The 22,434-nt window shown below is 61.0% G+C and carries 22 protein-coding genes; 13 read left to right on the forward strand and 9 right to left on the reverse strand.

Annotation, left to right across the window (positions count from 1 at the left end):
- Position 1: 1 nt before the first annotated feature.
- The 5 genes from SLH49_RS06000 (at position 2) to SLH49_RS06020 (ending at position 4,475) form a co-directional block, all read left to right on the forward strand.
- Positions 2-637 (forward strand): NAD(P)H-dependent oxidoreductase, encoded by a 636-nt coding sequence (locus tag SLH49_RS06000; RefSeq protein WP_320268233.1) that lies wholly within the window; start codon positions 2-4, stop codon positions 635-637.
- On the forward strand, positions 634-1,428 hold the full coding sequence (locus SLH49_RS06005) for a creatininase family protein (RefSeq protein WP_320268234.1): 795 nt from the start codon (positions 634-636) through the stop codon (positions 1,426-1,428). Before SLH49_RS06000 ends, SLH49_RS06005 begins: the two co-directional genes overlap by 4 nt.
- Positions 1,429-1,582: 154 nt before the next feature.
- Entirely contained in the window at positions 1,583-2,668 is a 1,086-nt protein-coding gene (gene hisC, locus SLH49_RS06010) for a histidinol-phosphate transaminase (RefSeq protein WP_320268235.1), read from the forward strand.
- Positions 2,668-3,591 carry a prephenate/arogenate dehydrogenase family protein gene (locus tag SLH49_RS06015; RefSeq protein ID WP_320268236.1) on the forward strand — a complete coding sequence of 308 codons (924 nt, stop codon included), beginning with the start codon at positions 2,668-2,670 and terminating at the stop codon, positions 3,589-3,591. The genes hisC and SLH49_RS06015 overlap by 1 nt, the downstream gene beginning before the upstream one ends.
- Positions 3,588-4,475 (forward strand): extensin family protein, encoded by an 888-nt coding sequence (locus SLH49_RS06020; protein WP_320268237.1) that lies wholly within the window; start codon positions 3,588-3,590, stop codon positions 4,473-4,475. The genes SLH49_RS06015 and SLH49_RS06020 overlap by 4 nt, the downstream gene beginning before the upstream one ends.
- Here SLH49_RS06020 and SLH49_RS06025 read toward each other — a convergent pair.
- A complete protein-coding gene (locus SLH49_RS06025; RefSeq protein ID WP_320268238.1) occupies positions 4,472-5,515 on the reverse strand; it encodes an aspartate-semialdehyde dehydrogenase in 1,044 nt (347 codons plus the stop codon). The genes SLH49_RS06020 and SLH49_RS06025 overlap by 4 nt on opposite strands.
- Before the next feature lie 177 nt (positions 5,516-5,692).
- Positions 5,693-6,913 (reverse strand): NAD(P)/FAD-dependent oxidoreductase, encoded by a 1,221-nt coding sequence (locus SLH49_RS06030; protein ID WP_320268239.1) that lies wholly within the window; start codon positions 6,911-6,913, stop codon positions 5,693-5,695.
- Positions 6,914-7,024: 111 nt separating this feature from the next.
- Here SLH49_RS06030 and SLH49_RS06035 point away from each other — a divergent pair, with 111 nt between their 5' ends.
- Positions 7,025-8,641: an FAD-dependent oxidoreductase gene (locus tag SLH49_RS06035; RefSeq protein WP_320268240.1), complete on the forward strand. Its 1,617-nt coding sequence runs from the start codon at positions 7,025-7,027 to the stop codon at positions 8,639-8,641.
- 110 nt (positions 8,642-8,751) lie between these two features.
- On the opposite strand, the gene SLH49_RS06040 is transcribed toward SLH49_RS06035, so the two are convergent.
- A complete protein-coding gene (locus SLH49_RS06040) occupies positions 8,752-9,930 on the reverse strand; it encodes a hypothetical protein (RefSeq protein WP_320268241.1) in 1,179 nt (392 codons plus the stop codon).
- 297 nt (positions 9,931-10,227) lie between these two features.
- Between SLH49_RS06040 and ileS the strand changes: the two genes are divergently transcribed.
- From ileS to SLH49_RS06065, 5 genes are read left to right on the forward strand one after another with little or no spacing between them, the layout of a single operon-like run.
- Positions 10,228-13,206 carry an isoleucine--tRNA ligase gene (gene ileS / locus SLH49_RS06045; protein ID WP_320268242.1) on the forward strand — a complete coding sequence of 993 codons (2,979 nt, stop codon included), beginning with the start codon at positions 10,228-10,230 and terminating at the stop codon, positions 13,204-13,206.
- The gene (locus SLH49_RS06050; protein WP_320268243.1) at positions 13,203-13,544 is read left to right on the forward strand and encodes a hypothetical protein; all 342 of its coding nucleotides are present in this window, start codon (positions 13,203-13,205) and stop codon (positions 13,542-13,544) included. Before ileS ends, SLH49_RS06050 begins: the two co-directional genes overlap by 4 nt.
- Positions 13,545-13,548: 4 nt before the next feature.
- Positions 13,549-13,983: a PaaI family thioesterase gene (locus SLH49_RS06055; RefSeq protein ID WP_320268244.1), complete on the forward strand. Its 435-nt coding sequence runs from the start codon at positions 13,549-13,551 to the stop codon at positions 13,981-13,983.
- Entirely contained in the window at positions 13,980-14,213 is a 234-nt protein-coding gene (locus SLH49_RS06060) for a DUF3253 domain-containing protein (protein WP_320268245.1), read from the forward strand. Before SLH49_RS06055 ends, SLH49_RS06060 begins: the two co-directional genes overlap by 4 nt.
- Entirely contained in the window at positions 14,210-14,662 is a 453-nt protein-coding gene (locus SLH49_RS06065; RefSeq protein ID WP_320268246.1) for a methylated-DNA--[protein]-cysteine S-methyltransferase, read from the forward strand. Before SLH49_RS06060 ends, SLH49_RS06065 begins: the two co-directional genes overlap by 4 nt.
- Here the strand turns inward: SLH49_RS06065 and SLH49_RS06070 are convergent.
- The 5 genes from SLH49_RS06070 to fsa all read right to left on the reverse strand — a co-directional run bounded on the left by SLH49_RS06070 (position 14,659) and on the right by fsa (position 18,746).
- Positions 14,659-15,357 (reverse strand): CDP-alcohol phosphatidyltransferase family protein, encoded by a 699-nt coding sequence (locus SLH49_RS06070; RefSeq protein WP_320268247.1) that lies wholly within the window; start codon positions 15,355-15,357, stop codon positions 14,659-14,661. The genes SLH49_RS06065 and SLH49_RS06070 overlap by 4 nt on opposite strands.
- 99 nt (positions 15,358-15,456) lie before the next feature.
- Positions 15,457-16,371: a tyrosine recombinase XerC gene (locus SLH49_RS06075; protein ID WP_320268527.1), complete on the reverse strand. Its 915-nt coding sequence runs from the start codon at positions 16,369-16,371 to the stop codon at positions 15,457-15,459.
- On the reverse strand, positions 16,368-17,063 hold the full coding sequence (locus SLH49_RS06080) for a DUF484 family protein (protein WP_320268248.1): 696 nt from the start codon (positions 17,061-17,063) through the stop codon (positions 16,368-16,370). Before SLH49_RS06080 ends, SLH49_RS06075 begins: the two co-directional genes overlap by 4 nt.
- 122 nt (positions 17,064-17,185) lie before the next feature.
- The gene (locus SLH49_RS06085) at positions 17,186-18,082 is read right to left on the reverse strand and encodes a lysozyme inhibitor LprI family protein (RefSeq protein WP_320268249.1); all 897 of its coding nucleotides are present in this window, start codon (positions 18,080-18,082) and stop codon (positions 17,186-17,188) included.
- A gap of 10 nt (positions 18,083-18,092) precedes the next feature.
- Positions 18,093-18,746 (reverse strand): fructose-6-phosphate aldolase, encoded by a 654-nt coding sequence (gene fsa / locus SLH49_RS06090; protein ID WP_320268250.1) that lies wholly within the window; start codon positions 18,744-18,746, stop codon positions 18,093-18,095.
- Between the two features lie 97 nt (positions 18,747-18,843).
- On the opposite strand from fsa, the gene SLH49_RS06095 reads away from it, so the two are divergent.
- Both SLH49_RS06095 and SLH49_RS06100 read left to right on the forward strand, forming a co-directional pair.
- Positions 18,844-19,473 carry a LysE family translocator gene (locus SLH49_RS06095; RefSeq protein WP_320268251.1) on the forward strand — a complete coding sequence of 210 codons (630 nt, stop codon included), beginning with the start codon at positions 18,844-18,846 and terminating at the stop codon, positions 19,471-19,473.
- The gene (locus SLH49_RS06100; protein ID WP_320268252.1) at positions 19,463-21,655 is read left to right on the forward strand and encodes a primosomal protein N'; all 2,193 of its coding nucleotides are present in this window, start codon (positions 19,463-19,465) and stop codon (positions 21,653-21,655) included. Before SLH49_RS06095 ends, SLH49_RS06100 begins: the two co-directional genes overlap by 11 nt.
- On the opposite strand, the gene SLH49_RS06105 is transcribed toward SLH49_RS06100, so the two are convergent.
- Positions 21,649-22,242, reverse strand: coding sequence for a thymidine kinase (locus SLH49_RS06105; RefSeq protein WP_320240535.1), 594 nt, complete (start codon positions 22,240-22,242; stop codon positions 21,649-21,651). The two genes, SLH49_RS06100 and SLH49_RS06105, sit on opposite strands and share 7 nt — an antisense overlap.
- Between the last annotated feature and the right edge of the window lie 192 nt (positions 22,243-22,434).

Here is a 22,434-nt window from a genome sequence, read left to right on the forward strand (position 1 = left end):
CATGCGTGCCCTGGTCGTGTACTGCCATCCCCGCGAAGGGTCTTTTAGCGCAGCCGTGCGCGATACCGTGCTGGAACGGTTGCAGGCGGCGGGGGCTGAGGTGCGGCTGCATGATCTTTATGCCCAAGGGTTCCAGCCGGTGCTGACGACAGATGAGTGGACGGACTACCTCGACTGCCCCGGCAATCAGGTGCCCGTCGCGGATCAGGTGGCTGACGTGACGTGGTGCGATACGCTGATCTTTGTCTATCCGACCTGGTGGTATGGGCTGCCCGCGATGCTGAAAGGCTGGCTCGATCGGGTACTGTTGCCAGACGTGGCCTTCATTATGCCAAAGGGTGAGGGCGACAACATCAAGCCAGGTCTGCATCATATCAACCGGCTGGGCGTGTTTACGACCTGTGGTGCAAGCCGGTGGTTGACTATGTTCATTGGCGCGCCTGGCAAGCGGACTTTGATGCGGGGAGTGGGCCTTTTGCTGGCGCCGCGGACGCGCAAAGTCTTTGCGGCGCATTATCTGATGGACAGTGCGCAAGAGGATGGACTGAAGGCACATCTGGCCAAGGTCGCGCGGCAGGTCGACAAGCTGACAGGCCTGAAGACATCCTCCGCAATACCGCAGGCGCAGACTCAATGAGCCGCTACTGGATCAACTATCCGGCGACTGATCTGCGGATTGATCCGGACAAGACGATTGCCATCCTTCCCACTGCAGCAGTGGAACAACATGGGCCCCATCTGCCGGTTGGTGTTGATACGATGATCAATCAGGGCCTTTGCGATCTGCTGGCCGAACGTTGCCCGCCTGATCTCGATATCCGACTGCTGCCGGTCATGGCGGTCGGCAAGTCAAACGAGCACCTCTACGCCCCCGGCACGCTGACTCTGACCGCTGAAACCGCATTGCGGGCATGGACTGAAATCGGCCTGTCTGTCGCCCGCGCGGGCGTGCGCAAGATGCTGATCGTGAACAGCCATGGCGGCAATACCGATCTCATTTCCATTGTCGCGCGGGAGTTGCGGGTGCAGGCGGGGATGTATTGCGTGCGAATGGGTTGGGGCGCTGGCGGTGTGCCCGACGGTGTCTACAGCGCGCAAGAAATGGCACAGGGTATTCATGGCGGCGACAATGAGACATCGCTGATGCTGCATTTCCGGCCCGATACGGTGGATATGACGAAAGCGCAGGATTTCCGTTGGAGCAATGAGCAGGGCGATATCCCGCCCGTTGGTGCGGTCGCCCACGGCTGGATCGCCGCGGATGTGAACCCAGCCGGTGTGGCCGGCGAGGCGCATCTGGCGACCGCCGAAAAGGGGCGCAGGACGGCCGATCATTATGTCGCCCATGTGATCACCGTGCTGCAAAAGATCGCGGCGCAGGACATCAGCGGGTTTGAACCAGTCTCGGATGCGCCAACCGCCCGCTAGGGCGTTACCCGGACGGCTAAGAACCATCTCCAGCTTGTAGATTGAGGTGGGAAAACGCACAACGAGTTAAGGCCCGAGCCCGCGCGCCACCTTCGCACTGGCCTTGCCTTTGACACAGCGATAGAAGGTCCCAAACGATCAAGGGACAGACCAGATGAACACGGCGCTCAAACCGCAACCCGGCATCATGGAGATTGCGCTTTACAAGGGCGGTGCATCGCATCTGGACGGGGTGAGCAATGTGCTCAAACTGTCGTCGAACGAGAACCCTCTGGGCCCATCGGATGCGGCGAAAGAGGCTGCGATCCGGGCGAGCCATAGCCTGCATCTTTATCCCTCAACCGATCATGCTGCCTTACGTCAGGCAATTGCCGGTGTCTGGGATGTCGACCCGGCCCGCGTCTTTTGCGGGGTTGGTTCGGGCGAGGTGCTGAAGCTGCTGTCCGAGGCCTATGCAGGCCCCGGCGATGAGGTCGTTTTTACCGAACACGGCTTTTCGATGTACCCGATCTATGCGCGCGCCTGCGGGGCGACACCCGTGGTCGTGCCCGAGAATGAGCGTGTGGTGGATGTGGATGCGATCCTCGGGGCTTGCACAGACAAGACCCGGCTGGTCTTTATCGCCAATCCGGCCAATCCCACCGGCACGATGATTGGCGAGGCGCAGGTCGCGCGTCTGGCCGAAGGGCTGCCATTGCAAGCGCTTCTGGTGCTGGACGGGGCCTATGCGGAGTTCGTCGATGGGTTCGATGCAGGCAAGGCCTTGGTCGAGGCGAGCGAAAACGTGGTGATGTCGCGCACATTCTCCAAGATCTACGGGCTGGGCGGCATGCGGGTCGGCTGGGGCTATGGCCCGCAGGCGGTGATTGATGTGCTTAACCGGATCAGGGGGCCTTTCAACCTGTCGGCTCCTGCCCTCGCAGCGGCAGAGGCTGCGGTGCGCGATACTGCGCATACGGAAAAATGCCGGATCGAGAACGCCAAATGGCGCGACTGGCTCGCCAACGCGCTGGCGGAACTGGGCGTGCCGTCGGACACCTCGACCGCGAATTTCATCCTCGCGCGCTTTGCCGATGAGGCTGAGGCGAATGCCTGCGATGAGCACCTGCGCGGTGCGGGCATCATCGTGCGCAAGGTCGCAGGCTACGGGCTGCCGCATTGCTTGCGGATCACGGTGGGTGACGAAAGCGGCTGCCGCCGCGTGGCCCATGCGGTCGCGCAGTTCAAAGGTGTCGCCTGATGGTGCCGGTTTATGAGCGGGTTGCGCTGATCGGGTTGGGGCTGATCGCGTCATCCATGGCGCATGCGATGCGGCGTGACGGGTTGGCCGGAGAAATCGTGGGCTATGCCAAATCCGCCGAAACCCGCAAGATCGCGCGCGAGATGGGTTTGTGTGACGTCATCACCGACAGTGCCGCCGAGGCGGTGCAAGATGCAGATCTGGTGGTCCTTTGCGTGCCAGTAGGCGCGATGGGTACGGTTGCCCGCGAAATCGGCCCTGTTCTGAAACCCGGGGCTACGGTTAGCGATGTTGGGTCGGTCAAACGCAATGTGATTGAGGCTGTAGGCCCGCATATACCCGATGGCGTACACTTCATCCCCGCGCACCCCTTGGCGGGAACGGAGCATTCCGGGCCACGGTCGGGCTTTGCTGAACTTTTTGATGACCGCTACACGATCATCGTCCCGGTTCCGGGCAGCGACGCCGAAGCGGTGTCGCGTCTGACCGCTCTTTGGAAAGGCATGGGCGCTCTGGTCGAGGAAATGGACCCGGAGCACCACGATCTGGTACTGGCGGTGACGAGCCACACGCCGCACCTGATCGCCTATACGATGGTCGGCGTGGCCGATGATTTGCGGCGGGTGACCGATAGCGAGGTCATCAAATACTCTGCGGCGGGTTTCCGTGATTTCACCCGGATCGCGGCCTCTGACCCCGTGATGTGGCGCGATGTGTTCCTCAGCAACAAGGAAGCAACGCTGGAGATCCTTGGCCGTTTCACTGAAGAGCTGTTCGCCTTGCAACGCGCGATCCGTCAGGAAGATGGCGACCACCTGCATGACTATTTCACCCGCACGCGCGCGATCCGGCGCGGGATCATCGAAGCGGGGCAGGACACGGATGCGCCCGACTTTGGCCGCGTCAAGGCGCGTCAGGGATGAGGGTTTGGGCAGGTCTTCTGGCCTGCCTTCTGGCGGGTCCGGTGTCTGCCCAGGATGTGCGCCCCATTGCGAGGCCGGTTGCGGCAGCGGCGCCGGTGACCGTGCAAACACCAGACGAAAAGACGGTGCGACCGCTCATGCGCGGCTCGATGGCGGCAAAGCTGGCCGGGACTCCGCTGCGCCCGGTCCCTCGGCCATATACCCGGCCTGATCTTGCCTTTGGGGCGCAGACGCGGGCGATTTTCCGCGCCGAACAGAACCTCTTCGCCTTCAGTCCATTGGCTTTGAGGCAGTCCATGCGCCCGCTTTTGCGACCTGCCTCGATTGAAGCGGCAGCAGAGGAGCGGCGGATCGCACGGCTGCGCGGTCAGGTCTGCGACGACCCTGCCATTCAAGGCACGACCGTTGGAGCGGTGCCTGGGCCCGGTGCCTGCGGCATCTCGTCAGCGGTCAAAGTGCGGTCCGTGGCCGGTGTTGCACTCAGCCAGCAGGCGATGATGGATTGCCGCACGGCATCTGCGCTGAAAACCTGGGTGGAGCGAGGTGTGATCCCGGCTGTAGGTGGTGAAGGCGGCGGCGTGGCCGCCCTGCGTGTGGTGGGGCACTATTCCTGCCGCACCCGCAACCATCAGCCGGGAGCGCGCCTGTCCGAACATTCCTTTGGCCGAGCCATCGATATTGCAGGGATTCGGCTGCGCGACGGGAGCGAGATGACATTGCTCACAGATTGGAACTCGGATGACGACGGTGCGCAACTGCGTCAGATGTGGCGCGCGGCTTGCGGGCCGTTTGGCACCGTTCTGGGGCCTGAATCCGACAGGTTTCACCGCGACCACTTCCATTTCGATACTGCCCGACATCGCGGCGGTGCATTTTGCCGCTAGGCAGCTTGTCTCAGCAAAGTCTCTGCAATCTGCACGGCGTTCTGCGCGGCCCCTTTCAGCAATTGATCACCCACGATGAACATCGTGACAGAGCGACCAGACGGATCACCCAGATCGGCGCGAATACGTCCGACCAACACGTCTTCTCCGCCAGACGCCTCGCTGGGCATTGGAAAGTGGTTTGCGGACCAGTCATCTACCAGCCGCAGGCCCGGCGCATCCGCAATCGCGCGCCGCACGCAATCGGCTGGCACGTGATCGGCGAACCGCACCGACAGGGCGATGCCATGGGCGCGCAAGACTGGGACGCGGATGCAGGTCACGCCAATGGGAAGTTTGGGCAGATCAAGGATGCGGCGGGTTTCGGCGACCACTTTCAGTTCCTCGCCGTTATATCCGCTTTCGGGGTCGACATCGGCGTTATGGCTGAAGAAGTTGAAGGCGTAAGGGTGCGGCAGGACCTGAGGCTCGAAATTCTCACCCGCCAATGCGGCGCGCGTTCCTTCCTCCAATTCATCCATCATCGCGGCCCCGCCGCCTGATGCAGCCTGATAGGTGGTTAGCGACAAACGCGTGATGGACCAAGCCGCGTGTAGTGGGGCGAGGGCCGTTGTCAGGATTGCGGCGATGCAGTTGGGGTTGGCGATGATGGAGGCCTCTTGTTCCAGCGTGTATGCATTCGCCTCCGGCACCACAAGTGGCACATGATCGTCCATGCGAAAGGCCGAGGAATTGTCGATGACGCGCGCCCCTGCGGCCACAGCTAATGGCGCGAACTTCTTTGAGATCGCGGCGCCTGCCGCAAAAAAGGCGATATCGACGCCTTCAAAGCTTGTCTCACTCAGCGCTTCCACGACAATGGCCTGCTTGTCAAATGCCATTGACTGACTCGCAGACCGGGGCGACGCCAGGAGGCGCAGTTGTCGCAATGGAAAGCTGCGACGCTGGAGGCTGTCGATCAGCGCCTGACCAACCACACCTGTCGCGCCCACAATGGCGATCACGGGGGCGTCAATCGGGTCTGGAGAATATGCGTTCATGTCGGTCTTCCTTTGTTTTGGCGGAAGACGGGGAGGTTGCCATTTGCGCCCCGTCCGGTCCGGCGGGGCTTTGTCTGGCTTTTCCTAGCGGTGATGCACCCATGCCAAACAAACCTCCGCCAGCGCGGTGGTCTTTGTGGTCATGGTTTTCTTTGTCATCGTGGCCATGCGGGTCGTCTAGCGGTTTGCGGCTTTGACGGCAAGCCTCTCGTGCGATGCGCGCGTTGAAAGCCGCCCAGTAGGCGGCAACATCGTGCCGCAGACAATCGCGGTGAGGATGCTGGGACCGGGCGGGACCTGCGATAGGGGGTAAAGCACGCGGTCGCGCAAGGCGGGCAGCCAACGGCTATCGGATTGATATTGCGGCGTAAACGCCGCGCTCATCGCCTGATAGACCATCACATGCCAGCGTCGCGCCTTCGCATAAAGGGCCAAGGCCGCGTCGCCCTCGGCCGTTTCCAGCGCTTGAGACAGCGCCAGCGCATCAAGGAGCGCCATATTGGCACCCTGGCCCAATTGCGGGCTCGCCCGGTGCGCGGCATCGCCGATATGGACAAGACCCGGCGACCAGGGTTTGCGCATCGTGCCATGGCTGTAACGGGCCATGGTCATCTGGGCCGGGTCGGTGATTTGTGCGGCAAAGGGGGCGAAATCGGGCCAAAGCGCCGTTGCCTCCTCGACCCACGCCGCAAGACCGGCATCCTGCCAGCCTTGGTATCCGTCGCGCGGCAGGGACCAGAAGATCGCCGCTTTCGGGCTTGTGTCGCCCGGCAACGCGCCCATGGGCAGGACACCCATCATCCGATCGGCCCGGCGGTAGCATTGGCGCAATTGATCAATGGGCAGGTTGGTCTCCGGCCAATCGACTGTGCCCCAGATAGCGCCATAGGGGAGGCCATACCCAGCAAGCGGCGACAGAGCGGAACGGGCACCGGCGCTGTCGATGATCAGATCGAACGGCCCCTGTCGGTCGCATTCCCGGAAAGTCAGATAGCCTTCTTCGGTGCCTGTTACCGTGTGTCCCGACCTTATTGCGATACCCCGCGCGCTGACCGCCTCAAGAAGGGCGGCAAAAAGGCTCGCGCGGTGAATGCCAAGGCCGCAATTCCGGGCGCCTTGCCGGTCATACCAGACATTGAGCACGCGGCGGCCGTGGTCGGCCTCATGCCCCAGCATCCGCTTAATCTTTTGCCCCTTGGCGCGCGCGGTCTTCCCGGCACCGATCTGATCGAGCACCGCTTGGCCGACAGGCTGGATCACAAGGCCAGAGCCCACCGGTTTCGGCGTGGCGAATTGATCGAAGATCTCAACGCGATGCCCGTGATCGGCCAAAAGCGACGCGGCGGCAAGCCCGCCGATCCCGGCACCAACAATCGCGATATGCCTGCGTGCTGTCATAGGCGCTTGATGACAAGCATGCCATAGAGAGGCAATGCGCGATTTTGGCGGGTGCCCGGTTCCATTGCGCCGAAATGACATTAACTTCTGACGCGACATAAGGAGAATCCGATGGAAAGCCTGGCCCAAGACCTCACCACGATGGTGCGCACCCCACTGCATGACAGTCATGTGGCTGCCTTGCGCGAAATCGGGGTCGAGCGGGAGTGGGAAGCGGGTGCAATGCTGCAGGAATATGGCAAGCCTGCCGTGACATTCCACTATGTGGTCGAGGGCGCGGTTGAGGCGGTCGATCCTCGCACTGGTGGCCGTTACGGCAATGCGCATTTGGGGCCCACTCAATTCTTTGGCGAAATCAGCTTTCTATCCGGTGGCAAGGCGATGATGGGCGCGCGCTGCATGGAGAAATCCCGCGTGATCACCGTGGACCGAGAGCCAATGCTGGAACTGATGGGTCGTGTTCCAGAGATGTCGGATATCATCATCACTGTTTTTGCGGCCCGCCGTCGGCGCCTTTTGGAAAGCGGCGAGGCGAGCCTCACCCTGATCGGGGCGGAGGCCGACCGCAATATCCGGCAGATAGCGGCCTTTGCCGGGCGCAACAAAATCCCCGTGCGCAGCTTGACCCTTGGCGAACATGAGGCTGAGGCGGTCGCCCATTCCTGTAACATTGGTGAGGCCAAGCCGGCGGTTATTTTTGGCAAACATGATGTTGTCCCTGATCCCACGCCCTCAAAAATCGCGCGGATGCTGGGCCTCGATATGGCTGTGCGCGATGAGCGGGTTTTTGATGTGCTGATAGTGGGCGGCGGCCCTGCAGGTGTCGCTGCAGGTGTTTATGCTGGTACCGAGGGTCTTTGTGCGCTGGTGGTTGAAGATCTGACCATCGGTGGGCAGGCGGGGACGTCCTCGCGGATCGAAAACTACATGGGCTTCCCGACCGGCATTTCGGGTGCGGATCTGGTTTGGCGGGGTGAGGTGCAGGCGATGAAGTTCGGCACGCAATTCGCGGTACCGCGTCGCGTGCGTGCGCTCATGCAACGCGAGGACGACGTGTTTTGCGCAACACTCGATGACGGCGATGAGGTGTGTGCCAAGGCGGTCGTCGTGGCGACGGGTGTCCAGTATCGCAGATTGCCGCTCGACGGGCTTGAAGAATTTGAGGGGGCGGGCATCTATTACGCCGCTACTGATGTGGAGGCCCGCTATTGCCGCGACACAGATGCCGTTGTCGTCGGGGGCGGCAACTCGGCAGGGCAGGCGGCGATGTACCTGTCGCGCACGGCCCGCCATGTTCATGTGCTGGTGCGAGGACCAAGCCTTGCGGCCTCAATGTCGGATTATCTCCTTTCGCGTCTTGAGGCGGACCCGGCAATTACAATCCATTATCAAAGCGAGATCTGCGCGTTGGAGGGCGACAAACAACTTGAGAAAGTGACGGTCCTGCATAAGGCAGATGGCAGCAAGCAAGAGATCGGTGCCCGCGCGGCCTTTATCATGGTGGGGGCCGCCCCGAATACCGGCTGGTTATCGGGGCTGGTGGAATTGGATGAAAAGGGCTTTGTCCTGACCGGCGAGGCAGTGGGGCGCCAAACCCCCTATGAGACATCGCATGATGGTATTTTTGCGGTGGGTGATGTGCGCGCGGGATCGGTCAAACGCGTGGCTTCTGCCGTCGGCGAAGGATCGGTCGTGATTTCCAAGGTCTGGGACGTTGTGAACGCTTAAAGAATAGTGTGCTGCCGGATCGCAAGATCCGGCTTGGCGGGTAAATGACGAACCAAACTTTGTATGCTGCTCGGGCAGCAGGGCCCTCGCAGACAGCCCTTGAAGATGCCCTATTTTGCGCCGCTGCGGATCGTGTCCTGATATTTGTGGTTCCGCTCGGCGATGGCATCGTTGACCTGCGCCCCGGCGAATTTGCGGGTAAAGCGGAAATAGAAAATCCATTGGGTGATCCATGCGGCGCCAAAGGCGACAAGTGCCACAAGCTCTCCATGAAAAACGGGGCGGGGCACGGCGGAATAGTCGGCGCCCGAGAGCCAATATCCGATCACACCCAATCTGGCGACGATCAGGCTTGCCGTTTCCGCGATTGCAGGAAAGAGCCCGGCAGCCATCACCCCGCCGATGATCATGAAAAACACCGCTATGCCTGTGGCGAATGTCTCTCCCCACTGCACTTTGCGGATCAGATACGTGTCGGACCTGGCGTTGTAGACGACCCAATTGCAGCGTAGCAGGTGCCGGATGCTGAGCACGATCAGGCTGCCGATCAGCACGGCTGCTGATATCTGGTGCACTGACTGCGATGTCTTGTTTGCGATCGTATAGGTCGTGATCTGAGTGACGTCATTGGCTGCGGTCGCTTGCTCGGTATCAAAAATCGTGATCGCTTCGGTAAACCGGCCCACGATTTGGCTGCCGAGCGTGTCGATTTCGGGCATTTGGGCGGCATAGTAGCGCCCGCTTTCGAGGATAACAGCGCTGTTCTGTATCAGTTTGAGATCAAAGAGTTGCCCATCCGGGCAACCAAGACCGGTGGTCGGAAATGCCGCTGTCCCAATCGCGCCGAATGCGCCGATTGTTGTGATCCAGCCGTCCCATCGGCTTTGCCCGCGATAAGCGAACATGAAAGCCGCGATAAAGCCCAAAATGATGATAAACGCCGATCCGGCAATCGGCGCATAGAAATAGTGGCTGATACTGTCGCGTGGGCAGGTGGCGCCATAGGTCGCATCCAGTGTCGCAACCAGCGTGGCCAAAGTCAGGCTCAACCCGCCGATGACCAGCGGCAAGGCATCATCCTTTGTCCCAACCAAAAGCATGCCCTTGTCCAGATAATCCTGATCGGGCTGGCAGCGGGTTGCTTCCGTCGAATACAAAAACAGCCAGTTCCTGCGGGCAGACACATCGACGTGACGGTCTTCCCAAAAGGGGCGCGTGGCAGGGGTGTGGCTGGTCGTTGCGTCGGCTTGTGCGGAAACGCGGGCCGGATTGGTGGTTTGATCGGTCATATGGAGATCCTGAATAACTGTGCGAAATTGGTCTTGAAATACCGGCAAAATACACCGCCGGGTCATTTTGCGTCAAGAAATGCGAGGGGCACAGACGGCGCGGTTTGATGAGATGCTTCGCACCGGGTTTGCCCCTCTTTACCCTTGGCGGGTCCCTGCCTATAAGCGGCGCATGTTGTGGAACATGATCATAGGCATTATTTGCCCGGCGGCCTGATGCGCCTGCCGGGACAAGGTGTCTGCGCCTGCGCACCGCCCTTTGTTTTACCCAATCACCGTAGTTAAAGGACGCCCAAGATGTGCGCCGACACACCCGACTATAAAGATACCCTGAACCTGCCTCGCACCGATTTTCCCATGCGCGCGGGATTGCCCAAACGCGAACCCGATTGGCTGGCGCGCTGGGAAGAGATTGGCGTTTATGACCGCCTGCGCGAAAAGGAGGGCCGCCCGCCCTTTACCCTGCATGACGGCCCGCCCTATGCGAATGGCCATCTGCATATCGGCCATGCGCTCAACAAGATCCTGAAAGATATCGTCGTCCGCTCGCGCCAGATGATGGGCCATGATTCCCGCTATGTGCCCGGCTGGGACTGTCACGGCCTGCCCATCGAATGGAAGATCGAAGAGCAGTATCGCGCCAAGGGGCAAAACAAGGACGATGTGGATGTCGTCGATTTCCGTCAGGAATGCCGCAAGTTTGCCGAGCATTGGGTGGATGTGCAGCGCGATGAGTTCAAACGGCTGGGCGTGACCGGCAACTGGGCCGATCCGTACCTGACGATGAATTTCCACGCCGAGCGTGTGATCGCCGAGGAATTCCAGAAATTCCTGATGAACGGCACGCTTTATCAGGGCTCCAAGCCTGTGATGTGGTCTCCGGTGGAGAAGACTGCGCTGGCCGAGGCTGAGGTGGAGTATCACGACCGCCAGACCGATGCGATCTGGGTGCGGTTTCCGGTCGTCCCAAAGTCCGAGGCGTTGGCGCTTCTGGACGAGGCGACGGATTTCGATGATGCGCTCTTCGATATCGCGACCGATCTGAAAAAGGCGAAGGTCCTGATCTGGACAACGACCCCCTGGACCATCCCGCAGAACCGCGCGGTTTGCTACGGGCCGAACATCACTTACGGGCTTTACGAAGTGATCGGGCGGCCCGAGGAATGCTGGGCCACAATCGGTGAAACGATGATCGTGGCGGACAAGCTGGCCGAAGAGGTTTTTGCTGCTGGTCGTTTGCAGGGTGATGAGATGATCCGGCGTTTGCGGGATGTGTCGGTGGATGAGCTTGCCATGTTGACGCTGGCCCATCCGTTGCGCGGTGCCGCTGGTGCGGACGGCGAATGGGATTACGACGTGCCGATGCTGTCCGGCGATCACGTGACTGATGACGCGGGTACGGGCTTTGTCCACACGGCCCCCTCACACGGCGATGACGACTACGCCATCGGCATCAAGCATGGCCTGCCGATGACCTATAACATCCTCGATGACAGCTCCTATCGCGCTGATTTGCCGTTCTTTGCCGGTGAGGCAATCCTCAAACCCAATGGCAAACCCGGTGGCGCCAACAAGGTGGTCATCGACAAGCTGGTTGAGGTGGGTGCCCTGCTCGCCCGCAAGCGTATCGCGATCTCGGACGCGCATTCCTGGCGGTCGAAGGCGCCAGTGATCCGGCTCAACCGGCCTCAGTGGTTTGCAGCGATTGACAAGACCGTGGGTGATGACAACGACACCTATGGCACGACGATCCGCGAGCGGGCGTTGCGCTCTATCGACGAGCTTGTGACGTGGACGCCAAAGACCGGGCGCAATCGCCTTTTTTCCATGATCGAAGCGCGGCCAGATTGGGTACTGTCGCGCCAGCGCGCCTGGGGTGTGCCGCTGACATGTTTCGTCAAGAAAGGGGCTCAACCGACCGACCCCGATTACCTGCTCCGCAATGCGGCGGTGAATGTGCGCATTCTGGAGGCGTTTGAGGCCGAGGGTGCGGACGCCTGGTATCAGGACGGCGCGAAGGCGCGATTCCTAGGCAATGACGTGCCGCATGACGAGTATGAGCAGGTCTTTGACATTCTGGATGTGTGGTTCGATTCTGGTTCGACGCATTCATTTGTGTTGCGCGACCGCGAGGACGGTTCTGATGACGGCATGGCCGATGTCTATCTTGAGGGCACCGACCAGCATCGCGGGTGGTTCCATTCCTCGATGCTGCAGGCTTGCGGGACGATGGGCCATGCGCCTTATCGGGCGGTTGTCACCCACGCCTTCACGCTCGATGCGAAGGGCGAGAAGATGTCCAAATCGCTGGGCAACATCATCGCCCCTGCGGAAGTCGTGAAGCAATATGGGGCCGATATCCTGCGGCTCTGGGTGGCGACGACCGACTATAAGCACGACCACCGGATCGGCGACGAGATCCTGAAAGGGGTGGCCGACAGCTATCGCCGTTTGCGCAACACGCTGCGGTTCATGCTGGGATCGCTAAGCGATTTCACGGAAGGCGACCGCGTTGAGGCGGCGGAGATGCCGGAGCTTGAGCGCTGGGTGCTGCATCGTCTGGCCGAACTCGATGAGGTCGTGCGGGACGGTTATGCGAAATACGACTTCCAGGGCGTATTCCAGGCGATCTTTACCTTTGCGACCGTGGACCTCTCGGCCTTCTATTTCGATATCCGCAAGGATGCGCTTTATTGCGATGGCGATACGCTGCGGCGGCGGTCGGCGCGGACTGTGCTGGACATCCTGTTCCATCGCCTGACGCGTTGGCTCGCACCGATGCTCACTTTCACGATGGAAGAGGTTTGGCTGGAGCGGTTCCCCGGTGACGACAGCTCCGTGCATCTGGAGGACTTCGCCGAGACGCCTGCCACCTGGCGCGACGCGGAACTGGCCGAGAAATGGGCAATCGTCCGCAAGGCCCGCCGGGTTGTGACCGGCGCGTTGGAGGTTCAGCGGACAAACAAGGTGATCGGCGCCTCGCTGGAGGCGGCGCCGACCGTCTATGTCGCGGCTGATGTGGCGGCGGTGCTGGAAACGGTCAGCTTTGAGGATCTTTGCATCACCTCCGGCATCAAAATCAGCACCGAAGCCGCGCCTGCAGATGCGTTCCGGTTGGAGGATGTGCCGGACATTGCGGTGGTCTTTGCCCGCGCGGAAGGCACCAAATGTCAACGCTGCTGGAAGATCCTGCCGGATGTGGGCATGTATGCCTATGCTGGTGTCTGTGGCCGCTGCAACGATGCATTGAGCGAAGTGGAAGGAAACGGATCATGAAGAACATCCTCGCCAGCCTTGTTTGCCTTGTCGCACTAGCCGCTTGCGGCGGCGGCAATGACGGACCACCTCCGATGACCAGCGCGAGCGAGCGGGCGGTTGTGGCACAGGTGCGTGGGGTCAACCTCCGCATTCAGTACGATACGGCCATGACCGAGGGGGTCGTCTTCGTTACCTATGCCGAGCCTGTTCCGGGCATGGCGAATTGGCTGAGTATCAGCCGCGATGTGATCCCTACGGTCGAACAGGTGACAGGCTGCCGCTATCGCGGGGCACCGGTGCCGGAAAATCAGATTTTGGGGGACATCGGCGTGGGCAACGTCCCCGTTTCCTGCTGATCTGATGCAATACCGCAACCCAGAGGCCGTCGCGCGCATGAAGGCGGATTTTGACCGTCAGGGCGCGATGGCCGCGATGGGGATTACGGTTGGCGATGTGGCGCCGGGGCGCGTGGTGCTGGAGATGCCGTTTAATGCGGATTTCAGCCAGCATCACGGCTTCATGCATGCCGGTGTGATCACCACCGTCATGGACAGCGCTTGCGGTTTTGCTGCCTTTACGCTGATGGAGGCCGACGCCGAAGTGCTGACCGTGGAGTTCAAATGCAACTTCATGGCTCCGGCCAAGGGGGAGGCGTTCCGGTTTGAGGGCAATGTCGTCAAGGCGGGCCGGACACTGACCTTCACCGAAGGGAGGGCGGTGGCGATTGAAGCTGGGCAGGAGAAATTGGTCGCGACGATCTCGGCCACGATGATGGCCGTGCGCGGGTTGCAATGATTAGGCGAGAGGCCGTCACTGCCGCGTTGCTGGAACGGTCGGCCAGGTTAAGACCAGGCACGACCTTTTGCCCCTCGGAAGTGGCGCGTGACCTCGCGGAGGACTGGCGACCCTTGATGCCTTTGGTGAGGGAGGTGGCGGGGGAGATGCCGCAGATCATCGCCACGCAAAAGGGTCGAGACGTCGATCCTCTCGCGGCCAAAGGGCCAATTCGGCTGGGCCGCGCATGAGTGGAATTGTGGAAACCCCTGTTGGCCGTCTGGGCGCTAATAGCGACGGGCAGGCGATCACCCATCTGATTTGGGGGCGGGCGGGCAACCTGACAGAAGGGCCACTCGCCACGCAGTTTGTGGATGAGATGACGGGTTATTTTGCCGGTGAAAGGCAGGACTTCACCCTGCCGCTTGCGCCGAAAGGCTCCGCCTTTCAGAAGGATTTCTACGCTGCCCTTCTGGCCATTCCCTATGGCGAAACCCGGACATATGGCGATCTGGCGGGCGATCTTGGCGTCTCTGCCCAGGCGATCGGACAAGCCTGCGGTGCGAACCCGATTGCGATCCTGATCCCTTGCCACCGCGTGCTCGCCGCGAATGGTCTTGGCGGTTATTCGGGTGAGGGTGGGATTGAGTCAAAGGTGAAGCTGCTCCGGCTGGAAGGGGCGGCGGGTTTGTTGATTTAGCCGGGCTTGCGGGCCGGGATGATCTGCTGCGCAACCCCAGCCACCAGCAGATAGACGGATGTCACCACCAAGCCCCAATGCGCCCAGCTATTGGGGTCGAAATCCACCCAAGCCGCCCAACCCGCAAAGCCAGTCCAGGCCAGCGCCATCGGCAGGGTAATTGCCCGCCAGCGCTCGGTCCGCACGGGATGCACGAATTTCAGCGGCAGGAACATCGCAATCGCGAGGCTTCCGACGAGAAAGAGCGAGACCCAGAAATTGGGCTGCAGCGCAAAGATCACAAGCACCAGCATGTTCCAGCATCCCGGGAAGCCGGAAAAGGAATTGTCCTTTGTTTTCATGCGGGTGTCTGCGAAATACATCGCCGAGGCGAAGGTGATGATGATGATCGCAAACCACCCTGTCCAGCCAGGCAGCAGCCCAGATTTGAAAAGCGCATAGGCGGGTACGAAAACATAAGTCAGGTAGTCGATGATCAGGTCCAGCAGCACGCCGTCGAAGGAGGGTGAGTTGGTCTTGACATCATAGCGCCGCGCCAGCGGGCCATCGATGCCGTCAACGAAGAAGGCCACGACCAGCCAGAGGAACATGAGGCTCCATTCCTCTTCCACCGCAGCCAGCATGGCGAGCATCGCGAAAACGGCTCCAGTGGCGGTCAGCAGATGAACGAATAGGGCTTTGGCGCGTAAGGTCATCGGGGCTTCATGGTCGAAAATGGAGGCGGGGGCAATGGTCGTTCGTGATGTGGTCATCGCGGGCAAATGACGCAAGAAGCGGGCCGTTTTGTGGCACCCTTATGCTTTGGGATGTGCCTTGTCATAGACCTCCATCAGCTTCGCGGCGTCCACGGCGGTGTAAGCCTGCGTGGTCGAAAGTGATGCGTGGCCGAGCAGTTCCTGGATCGCCCGCAGATCACCCCCCGCAGCCAGCAGATGGGTGGCAAAAGAATGACGCATCGCGTGCGGCGTGGCGGTGGCGGGCAGGCCCAGCTGCATGCGCGCCTGCGCCATCACCTTTTGGATCGCGCGAGGCGACAATGGCCCGCTGCGCAAGGCGCGGAAGAGCGGTTTGTCGTTTTCAAGCGGATAGGGGCAAAGGCGCAGATAGGCGTCAACGGCGTCGCGCGCGGCATCGATAACCGGCACGATCCGCTCCTTGCCGCCTTTGCCGGTGATCCGCAGCACATCGGGCAGGGGAGCATCCTTGCCTTTCAGTCCCAGCGCCTCCGAAATCCGCAGGCCACAGCCGTAAAGCAGCGTGACCACGGCGCTGTCGCGGGCAGCCACCCAAGGCTCTGTCGCTTGGAATTCGACGGTGTCGATCATCGCACTGGCCGCATCAGGCGCCAAAGGTCGCGGGAGTTTCTTCTGAAATTTCGGCGCGCGGGTTGAGAGGACCGCTGTCGGCTCAAACCCCTCACGTTCGGAAAGCCAGCGATAGAAGGATTTCACCGCCGAAAGCGCCCGCGCGAGCGAGCGGACACCGATCCCGCGTCCCCGCTCATGCGCCATCCATGACCGCATGTCGCGGACCGAGATTCGTGCGATGGGGGCAAGCCCTTGCATCGCGCCATGATGCTGCGTCATGAAGGCGAGAAAGCCCAGAACATCCGTCTGATAGGCCTTCAACGTGTTCTCCGCCGCTCCGGCCAGCGCCCGTTCATGATCCAGCCACCGTGCCAACGCATCGCTGAGCGCCGGTGAGATCATCCCAGCCAGCGCTGCAGGCACCGCTCAAAAACGCCCGCGAAAAAGCCGAGCAGATCGGTGCCCTGTTGCGGTGTGAATTGCTGCGGATCGCCGCTGCCCATCACCAGGAGGCCCGGCAGGCGGTCACGCCCAAGGTCGAGTTTCAGGCAGGCCTCTGATTGGATATAGCCAGCACGCTCGCCATAAAGACTGCCGCCGACCTTGTGGAACTTGCGCAACGTGACTTGCCGCGCGGGCATGTTGCGGCCAAGGGTGATGTAGCCTTCGATAAAGTCTTCAGGCATCACCGCAACGGTCGGGCGCAGATCATCTGATGCTTGCGGATCAGCGCTTTCCAGCACCAGCCGGATCGCATCGACCCGCAAGATATCTGCCACATCGCCCGTTAAATCGATCAGGAATTGATCAAAGGATTGCGCATCCATCATCCGCAGGATCGCGCGATGCACCTGGTTGGTGCCGGCCAGATTGTCATAAGCGGCAGCGATGACATTGCGGTGTGTGTCTTCCAGCCGGTCGAACCGCGCCTCCAGCCGCTCCATTGCGACGCCACGCAGATCGACGATGTTACTGCCCAGAGCATCATCATTTGCGCCAACAAGCGCGCGCATCACATCAGCATCTTCCAAAAGGACATTGGGATTTGCGATGATCTTTTCACGAAGATCATCGGCCATGATTTGTTTGTTCATGTCTGCCTGCTCATTATTTGTTTTTGACAGGTTAGCAGAGGGTTGCAGGGATTTCTTCACTTAATTTGCATTGTGCATGCGACGGTGGTTTTTGCGCCGCACCTGGAAAGGCAAGGCGGGCGCTAGCGGCCAGCCTCTGCGCCAGCAAGAACGCTTTCAAAGAAACTGATCCGCCGCGCGGCATACTCGGCCCGACACTGGGCCTGCCCCTGATCAATGGCGCCCGGGTTGCGTCTGTTGATCTCGCAATCCAGGTCGCGGCCAGTGTTCCAGGTTTCCTGCGCCACAAGAAATGTTTCCATGAATTGCAGGTTCACAACGAGGCTGAGCGCGGTAAGCGTTTCGGTCAGTTGCTCGTCCATCAGCGCGTCCCAGGCCGTGGCCTCGGCCTGCCAGCAATTGGTAGTGTGGCTTGCCGGGTTGCAAGTGCCTGCGGCGATGACGCTGTCGCGCAGGCGGCCCAGGCATTGGCTGGCAGGTGCCTCAGGGCTGCGTGTGCTCAGACAAAAGCCAAGCGGGTCGTCCGGTGCTTCCTCGCCTAAACGGGCCAGCTGCCCTATTCCGTCAAACGGATCGTTGGGCGCAACACTGCCTTCATCGCAGCGCAGCGTCTGCGTCCGCCCGTCAGGCAGACGCACGATGATCCCGCCTTCGGCAAGGGTTGAGGGGTCGGTGCGGATACGGGATGCGGTGAACATCTCGTAGCCGTAATTGCCGTTAAAGAGGGTGACATTCTCGCGAACCGTGCCGTCATCGTCTTCCGACGGCGTGTAGCTGACATCATCAAAAGCGCGCGTCATTTCCAATGTGGGCGTGCCGCCTGTGGGGCCAAACGCGTAGGTGATCGTCTCGCCCGACCGACAGAGGTTCAGCGTGCGCGCGCCACCTTCAACGGTGCAATACATCAAGAGGGTCTCAGCAGAGCCGCAGCTATGGGCGACCTGAGCCGCCGAAATGTTGGGCCAAAGCGCCGTCAGCAGAGCCAGTTTCGCAAGCAGAGTCTTGGCTCTGATGATCATGCGCAGCCCCCTAGACGATCTTGATCCCGGCCTTTTCCGCATCCGCCATGAATGCCGCGAGGCCCTTGTCCGTCAGCACGTGATTGGCCATGGCTTTGATCACGCCGGGCGGGGCGGTGGCCACATCAGCGCCGATCTTGGCGCATTCGCTCATATGATTGGCTGAGCGGATGGAGGCCGCGAGTATATTGGTCTCAAACCCGTAATTGTCATAGATCGTGCGGATATCTTCGATCAGGTCCAGCCCATCCATGTTGATGTCATCGAGCCGCCCGATGAAAGGACTGATGAAGGTCGCACCCGCCTTTGCCGCGAGTAGCGCTTGATTGGCGGAGAAGCAGAGGGTCACGTTGACCATCGTGCCCTCATCCGTCAGCGTTTTGCATGTCTTCAGGCCCGCCCATGTGAGCGGCACTTTGACGGCGATATTGTCCGCGATCTTGGCCAGTTTACGGCCCTCCGCCAGCATGTCGTCTGCTTCGAGAGCGACGACTTCGGCGGACACAGGACCGTCAACCATGTCGCAGATTTCCTTGGTCACTTCGAGAATATCGCGCCCGGATTTCATGATCAGCGATGGGTTTGTCGTGACTCCGTCCACCATACCAAGGTCGTTGAGTTCCTTGATCTGGTCGATCTCGGCGGTGTCTACGAAAAACTTCATCTCATCTGCTCCGGGGAAGGGGTTGGCGTTTGCTCAGGCCTCGTTTACCTCAAGGGGGTCCGGGGGGAAAGGCCCCTACGTCAATCGGAGCGGTCTCATGGAGTCTCAGGTCTGGCTTGCATTCACATCGGCCTCAATTGCTTTGCTGCTGATCCCCGGCCCGACGGTGATCCTGGTGCTGAGCTATGCGATGAGCCAAGGGCGTAGGGTGGCGGTTGCGTCAGCGGCAGGGGTGGCGCTGGGTGATCTGATCGCGATGACGGCTTCGCTGGCCGGGTTGGGCGCGCTCGTGCTGACTTCGGCCACGCTCTTCACGGCGATCAAGTGGGTCGGTGCCGCCTATCTGATCTGGATGGGCATCGGCATGCTGAGAGCGGCGGGTCGTCAAAAGGGGTTGAGCGTGGTGGATGTGCCAGCCTTGCCAGCCAAAAGCATCTTTCGGAACGCGACATTGGTGACGGCGCTGAACCCCAAATCGATTGTCTTTTTCATCGCCTTTGTCCCGCAGTTCATTCGTCCTGACGCACCGCTTTTGCCGCAATTCGCGATCCTGATCGGCACCTTTGTGGGGTTGGCGGCGTTGAATGCGCTGGCCTATGCCCTTTTGGCCGACCGGCTGCGTGCCACGATCCGGCGACCCGCGATCCTCACCTGGATGACCCGTACGGGTGGTGCGGCGCTGATCACGATGGGGGCGCTGACGGCTACCTTACGCCGTGCCAACTGAGTTCTTTCACGAGGGCGATCTGGTCGGGGTACTGACCACACAGCCCTTGGACCGTTTGCTGGACTACAAGGCGCCCGAAGGCGGTTGCCATCTGGGCGCGTTTGTTGAGGTGCCGCTGGGGCCGCGCAAGGTGCTGGGCGTCGTCTGGGGGCCGGGCAAGGGAGACTATGACCGGGCAAAAATCCGGTCGGTGATCCGCGTGTTGGATGTAGCCCCGATGCGCGATGAGATGCGGGAGTTTCTGGGCCGGGCAGCGGATTATACGCTGACGCCGATGCCTGCGATGCTGCGGCTCGGCACGCGGGCACCGGGGCTGGGTGATCCGCAATCGATGCGCAAGGTTTATCGGCTGGGATCGGGCGACGCGGACCGCATGACCGATGCCCGCCAAAAGGTTTTGAGCGTCTTGCGCGATTATGGCGGCCTTTCGTTCACCTTGCGCGAGTTGGCCGAGATGGCGGGGGTCGGGACATCTGTCGTCAAAGGCCTCGTCAAGCTGGGGGCCGTGTCCGAGGAAGAGGCACCGCGCGACACGCCCTATCCCCGGCTCGACCCCGACTGTGGCGGCAAGGAACTGAGTCCCGATCAGGCGGCGGGGGCGGAGGCGCTGCGCAAGGCCTTGCTGTCGGACAGCTACAGCACAACCCTGCTGAAAGGGGTGACCGGATCGGGCAAAACCGAGGTCTATCTGGAGGCGGCGGCGGAATGCCTGCGCATGGGCCGGCAGGCGTTGGTGCTGTTGCCGGAAATCGCGCTGTCAGGAGAGTTCATCACACGGGTCGAGGCGCGGTTTGGGATGAAACCCGCCGAATGGCATTCCGGTGTGACCATGACCGAACGTCGCCGCTGCTGGCGCATGGTCGGGCAAGGGGATGCGCAGCTGGTTGTGGGCGCCCGTTCAGCGCTGTTTCTGCCCTATCAGAACCTCGGGCTGATCGTCGTCGATGAAGAACATGACACATCCTATAAGCAGGAGGATGGGGTCCTATACAACGCGCGCGACATGGCCGTGCTGCGGGCGGCGATCAATGGGGCGCAGGTGGTGCTCGCCTCCGCCACGCCGAGCTTGGAAAGTTGGGCGAATGTGGAGGCGGGGAAATACGCCAAGCTGGAACTGACGTCGCGCTTTGGAGCGGCAGTCATGCCGAAGATGACGGCAATTGATATGCGGGTCGAAGATGTGCCATCGGGGCGGTGGGTTTCACCCGCCCTACAGGCAGCGATCCAGACGCGCCTTGAGAAAGGTGAGCAATCGCTCGTCTTCTTAAATCGCCGGGGCTACGCCCCGATTACACTCTGCCGCGCCTGTGGCCACCAGATCGGCTGTGATCATTGCGATGCGCGCATGGTCGAGCACCGGTTCCTCAAGCGGCTGATGTGCCACCAATGCGGTGAGACCAAGCCGATGCCAACGGTGTGCCCGGCCTGCGGTGCCGAAGACAAGCTGAGCGCGGTGGGCCCCGGCGTTGAGCGGATGGGCGAAGAGATTGCGGGGCTGTTTCCCGATGCCCGGATCGCGGTGCTGTCGTCGGACCTTTATGGCTCGGCCCGCGCGATGAAGGCGCATATCGAAGAGATCGCGGCAGGCGGGACGGACATCATCATCGGGACGCAATTGGTGGCGAAGGGGCACAACTTTCCGCTGCTGACGCTGGTGGGTGTGATTGACGCTGATTTGGGCCTGCAAGGGTCTGATTTGCGGGCCGCTGAGCGAACCTTTCAGCTGATGCGTCAGGTGGCAGGCCGTGCTGGGCGTGGCGACACGCCAGGCGAGGCTTTGTTGCAGACCTATCAGCCGGAGCACCCGGTGATCGGGGCGATCCTTGCGGGCGATGAAGAGGCGTTCTGGGCCGCAGAAGCCGCCGAGCGCAAAGCGGCGGGTGTGCCGCCTTACGGACGTATGGCGGGGATTATCCTGAGCAGCCCGAATGTGCAGGAAGTCTTTGATCTGGGTGGAGAGATGGCGCGGCTGGATGCGCCCTTGCGCCAGATCGGTGCGCAGGTTTTTGGCCCGGCGGCAGCCCCGATTGCGCGCGTTAGGGGGCGGCACCGTGTACGCCTTTTGGTCAAGGCAGAGAAAACGGCCGCCCTGCAGCAAGCGCTGTCAAAATGGGTCGGGCAATTCAAGCTGCCCACAAATCTGCGCATGGCGATCGATATCGACCCGCAGAGCTTTTATTGATCCTTGATCTTTTCACCCATTTCCTCGCGCCAATGGCGGCGGCAGAGTGAGACATAGCGATCATTCCCGCCGATGGCGATCTGTTCGCCGCTGGTGAGGACCTGCCCGTATTCATCCTTGCGCACGACCATCGTGGCCTTCTTGCCGCAATGGCAGATCGTGCGGACCTCGCGCATTTCATCCGCCAAAGCCAAAAGCGCCGCAGAGCCCGGAAAAAGCTTGCCCATGAAATCGACACGCAGCCCGTAAGTCATGACGGGGACTTCCAGATCGTCCACCGCGCGGGCCAGTTCCCAAACCTGTTTGCGTTCGAGAAACTGCGCCTCGTCCACGAAGACACAAGCACATGGCCCCTCATCCAGACGCCGCTTGATCTTTTCAAACAGATCTTCGCCGGGTGCAAATGTATCGGCCGCGGCGCCAATCCCGATCCGGCTGCCGATCCGGCCTTCACCGGCGCGGTTATCAAGCTGCGCGATCATCAGATAGGTCTTCATGCCCCGTTCGATGTAATTGTGCGAGGCCTGCAAAAGCACGGTCGATTTGCCCGCGTTCATGGTGGAATAGTTAAAGTACAGTTTTGCCATAAGCGGCTGCTTACCGCCGGTTTTATCGTTTTGGCAAGATACCTTGCGGCAGGTGCGGGCAAAGCCGCTTGTGGATCGCGATCCGTAACCAAAATGACACCCGTCGGCATCACATACGCGTTCCTTGCGTCCAAAAACTGCGGACTGTTTTACAATGGCACAGGTCCGCTTCATCTTGCATGGGAATAAGGG

The organism is Cognatiyoonia sp. IB215446 (genome assembly GCF_033963825.1).
GTDB lineage: Bacteria > Pseudomonadota > Alphaproteobacteria > Rhodobacterales > Rhodobacteraceae > Yoonia.

Coding starts and splice junctions, on each gene's coding strand:
- SLH49_RS06000 (WP_320268233.1), top strand. CDS start 2: ATGCGTGCCCTGGTCGTGTACTGCCATCCCCGCGAAGGGTCTTTTAGC.
- SLH49_RS06005 (WP_320268234.1), top strand. CDS start 634: ATGAGCCGCTACTGGATCAACTATCCGGCGACTGATCTGCGGATTGAT.
- hisC (WP_320268235.1), top strand. CDS start 1,583: ATGAACACGGCGCTCAAACCGCAACCCGGCATCATGGAGATTGCGCTT.
- SLH49_RS06015 (WP_320268236.1), top strand. CDS start 2,668: ATGGTGCCGGTTTATGAGCGGGTTGCGCTGATCGGGTTGGGGCTGATC.
- SLH49_RS06020 (WP_320268237.1), top strand. CDS start 3,588: ATGAGGGTTTGGGCAGGTCTTCTGGCCTGCCTTCTGGCGGGTCCGGTG.
- SLH49_RS06025 (WP_320268238.1), bottom strand. CDS start 5,515: ATGAACGCATATTCTCCAGACCCGATTGACGCCCCCGTGATCGCCATT.
- SLH49_RS06030 (WP_320268239.1), bottom strand. CDS start 6,913: ATGACAGCACGCAGGCATATCGCGATTGTTGGTGCCGGGATCGGCGGG.
- SLH49_RS06035 (WP_320268240.1), top strand. CDS start 7,025: ATGGAAAGCCTGGCCCAAGACCTCACCACGATGGTGCGCACCCCACTG.
- SLH49_RS06040 (WP_320268241.1), bottom strand. CDS start 9,930: ATGACCGATCAAACCACCAATCCGGCCCGCGTTTCCGCACAAGCCGAC.
- ileS (WP_320268242.1), top strand. CDS start 10,228: ATGTGCGCCGACACACCCGACTATAAAGATACCCTGAACCTGCCTCGC.
- SLH49_RS06050 (WP_320268243.1), top strand. CDS start 13,203: ATGAAGAACATCCTCGCCAGCCTTGTTTGCCTTGTCGCACTAGCCGCT.
- SLH49_RS06055 (WP_320268244.1), top strand. CDS start 13,549: ATGCAATACCGCAACCCAGAGGCCGTCGCGCGCATGAAGGCGGATTTT.
- SLH49_RS06060 (WP_320268245.1), top strand. CDS start 13,980: ATGATTAGGCGAGAGGCCGTCACTGCCGCGTTGCTGGAACGGTCGGCC.
- SLH49_RS06065 (WP_320268246.1), top strand. CDS start 14,210: ATGAGTGGAATTGTGGAAACCCCTGTTGGCCGTCTGGGCGCTAATAGC.
- SLH49_RS06070 (WP_320268247.1), bottom strand. CDS start 15,357: ATGACCTTACGCGCCAAAGCCCTATTCGTTCATCTGCTGACCGCCACT.
- SLH49_RS06075 (WP_320268527.1), bottom strand. CDS start 16,371: ATGATCTCACCGGCGCTCAGCGATGCGTTGGCACGGTGGCTGGATCAT.
- SLH49_RS06080 (WP_320268248.1), bottom strand. CDS start 17,063: ATGAACAAACAAATCATGGCCGATGATCTTCGTGAAAAGATCATCGCA.
- SLH49_RS06085 (WP_320268249.1), bottom strand. CDS start 18,082: ATGATCATCAGAGCCAAGACTCTGCTTGCGAAACTGGCTCTGCTGACG.
- fsa (WP_320268250.1), bottom strand. CDS start 18,746: ATGAAGTTTTTCGTAGACACCGCCGAGATCGACCAGATCAAGGAACTC.
- SLH49_RS06095 (WP_320268251.1), top strand. CDS start 18,844: ATGGAGTCTCAGGTCTGGCTTGCATTCACATCGGCCTCAATTGCTTTG.
- SLH49_RS06105 (WP_320240535.1), bottom strand. CDS start 22,242: ATGGCAAAACTGTACTTTAACTATTCCACCATGAACGCGGGCAAATCG.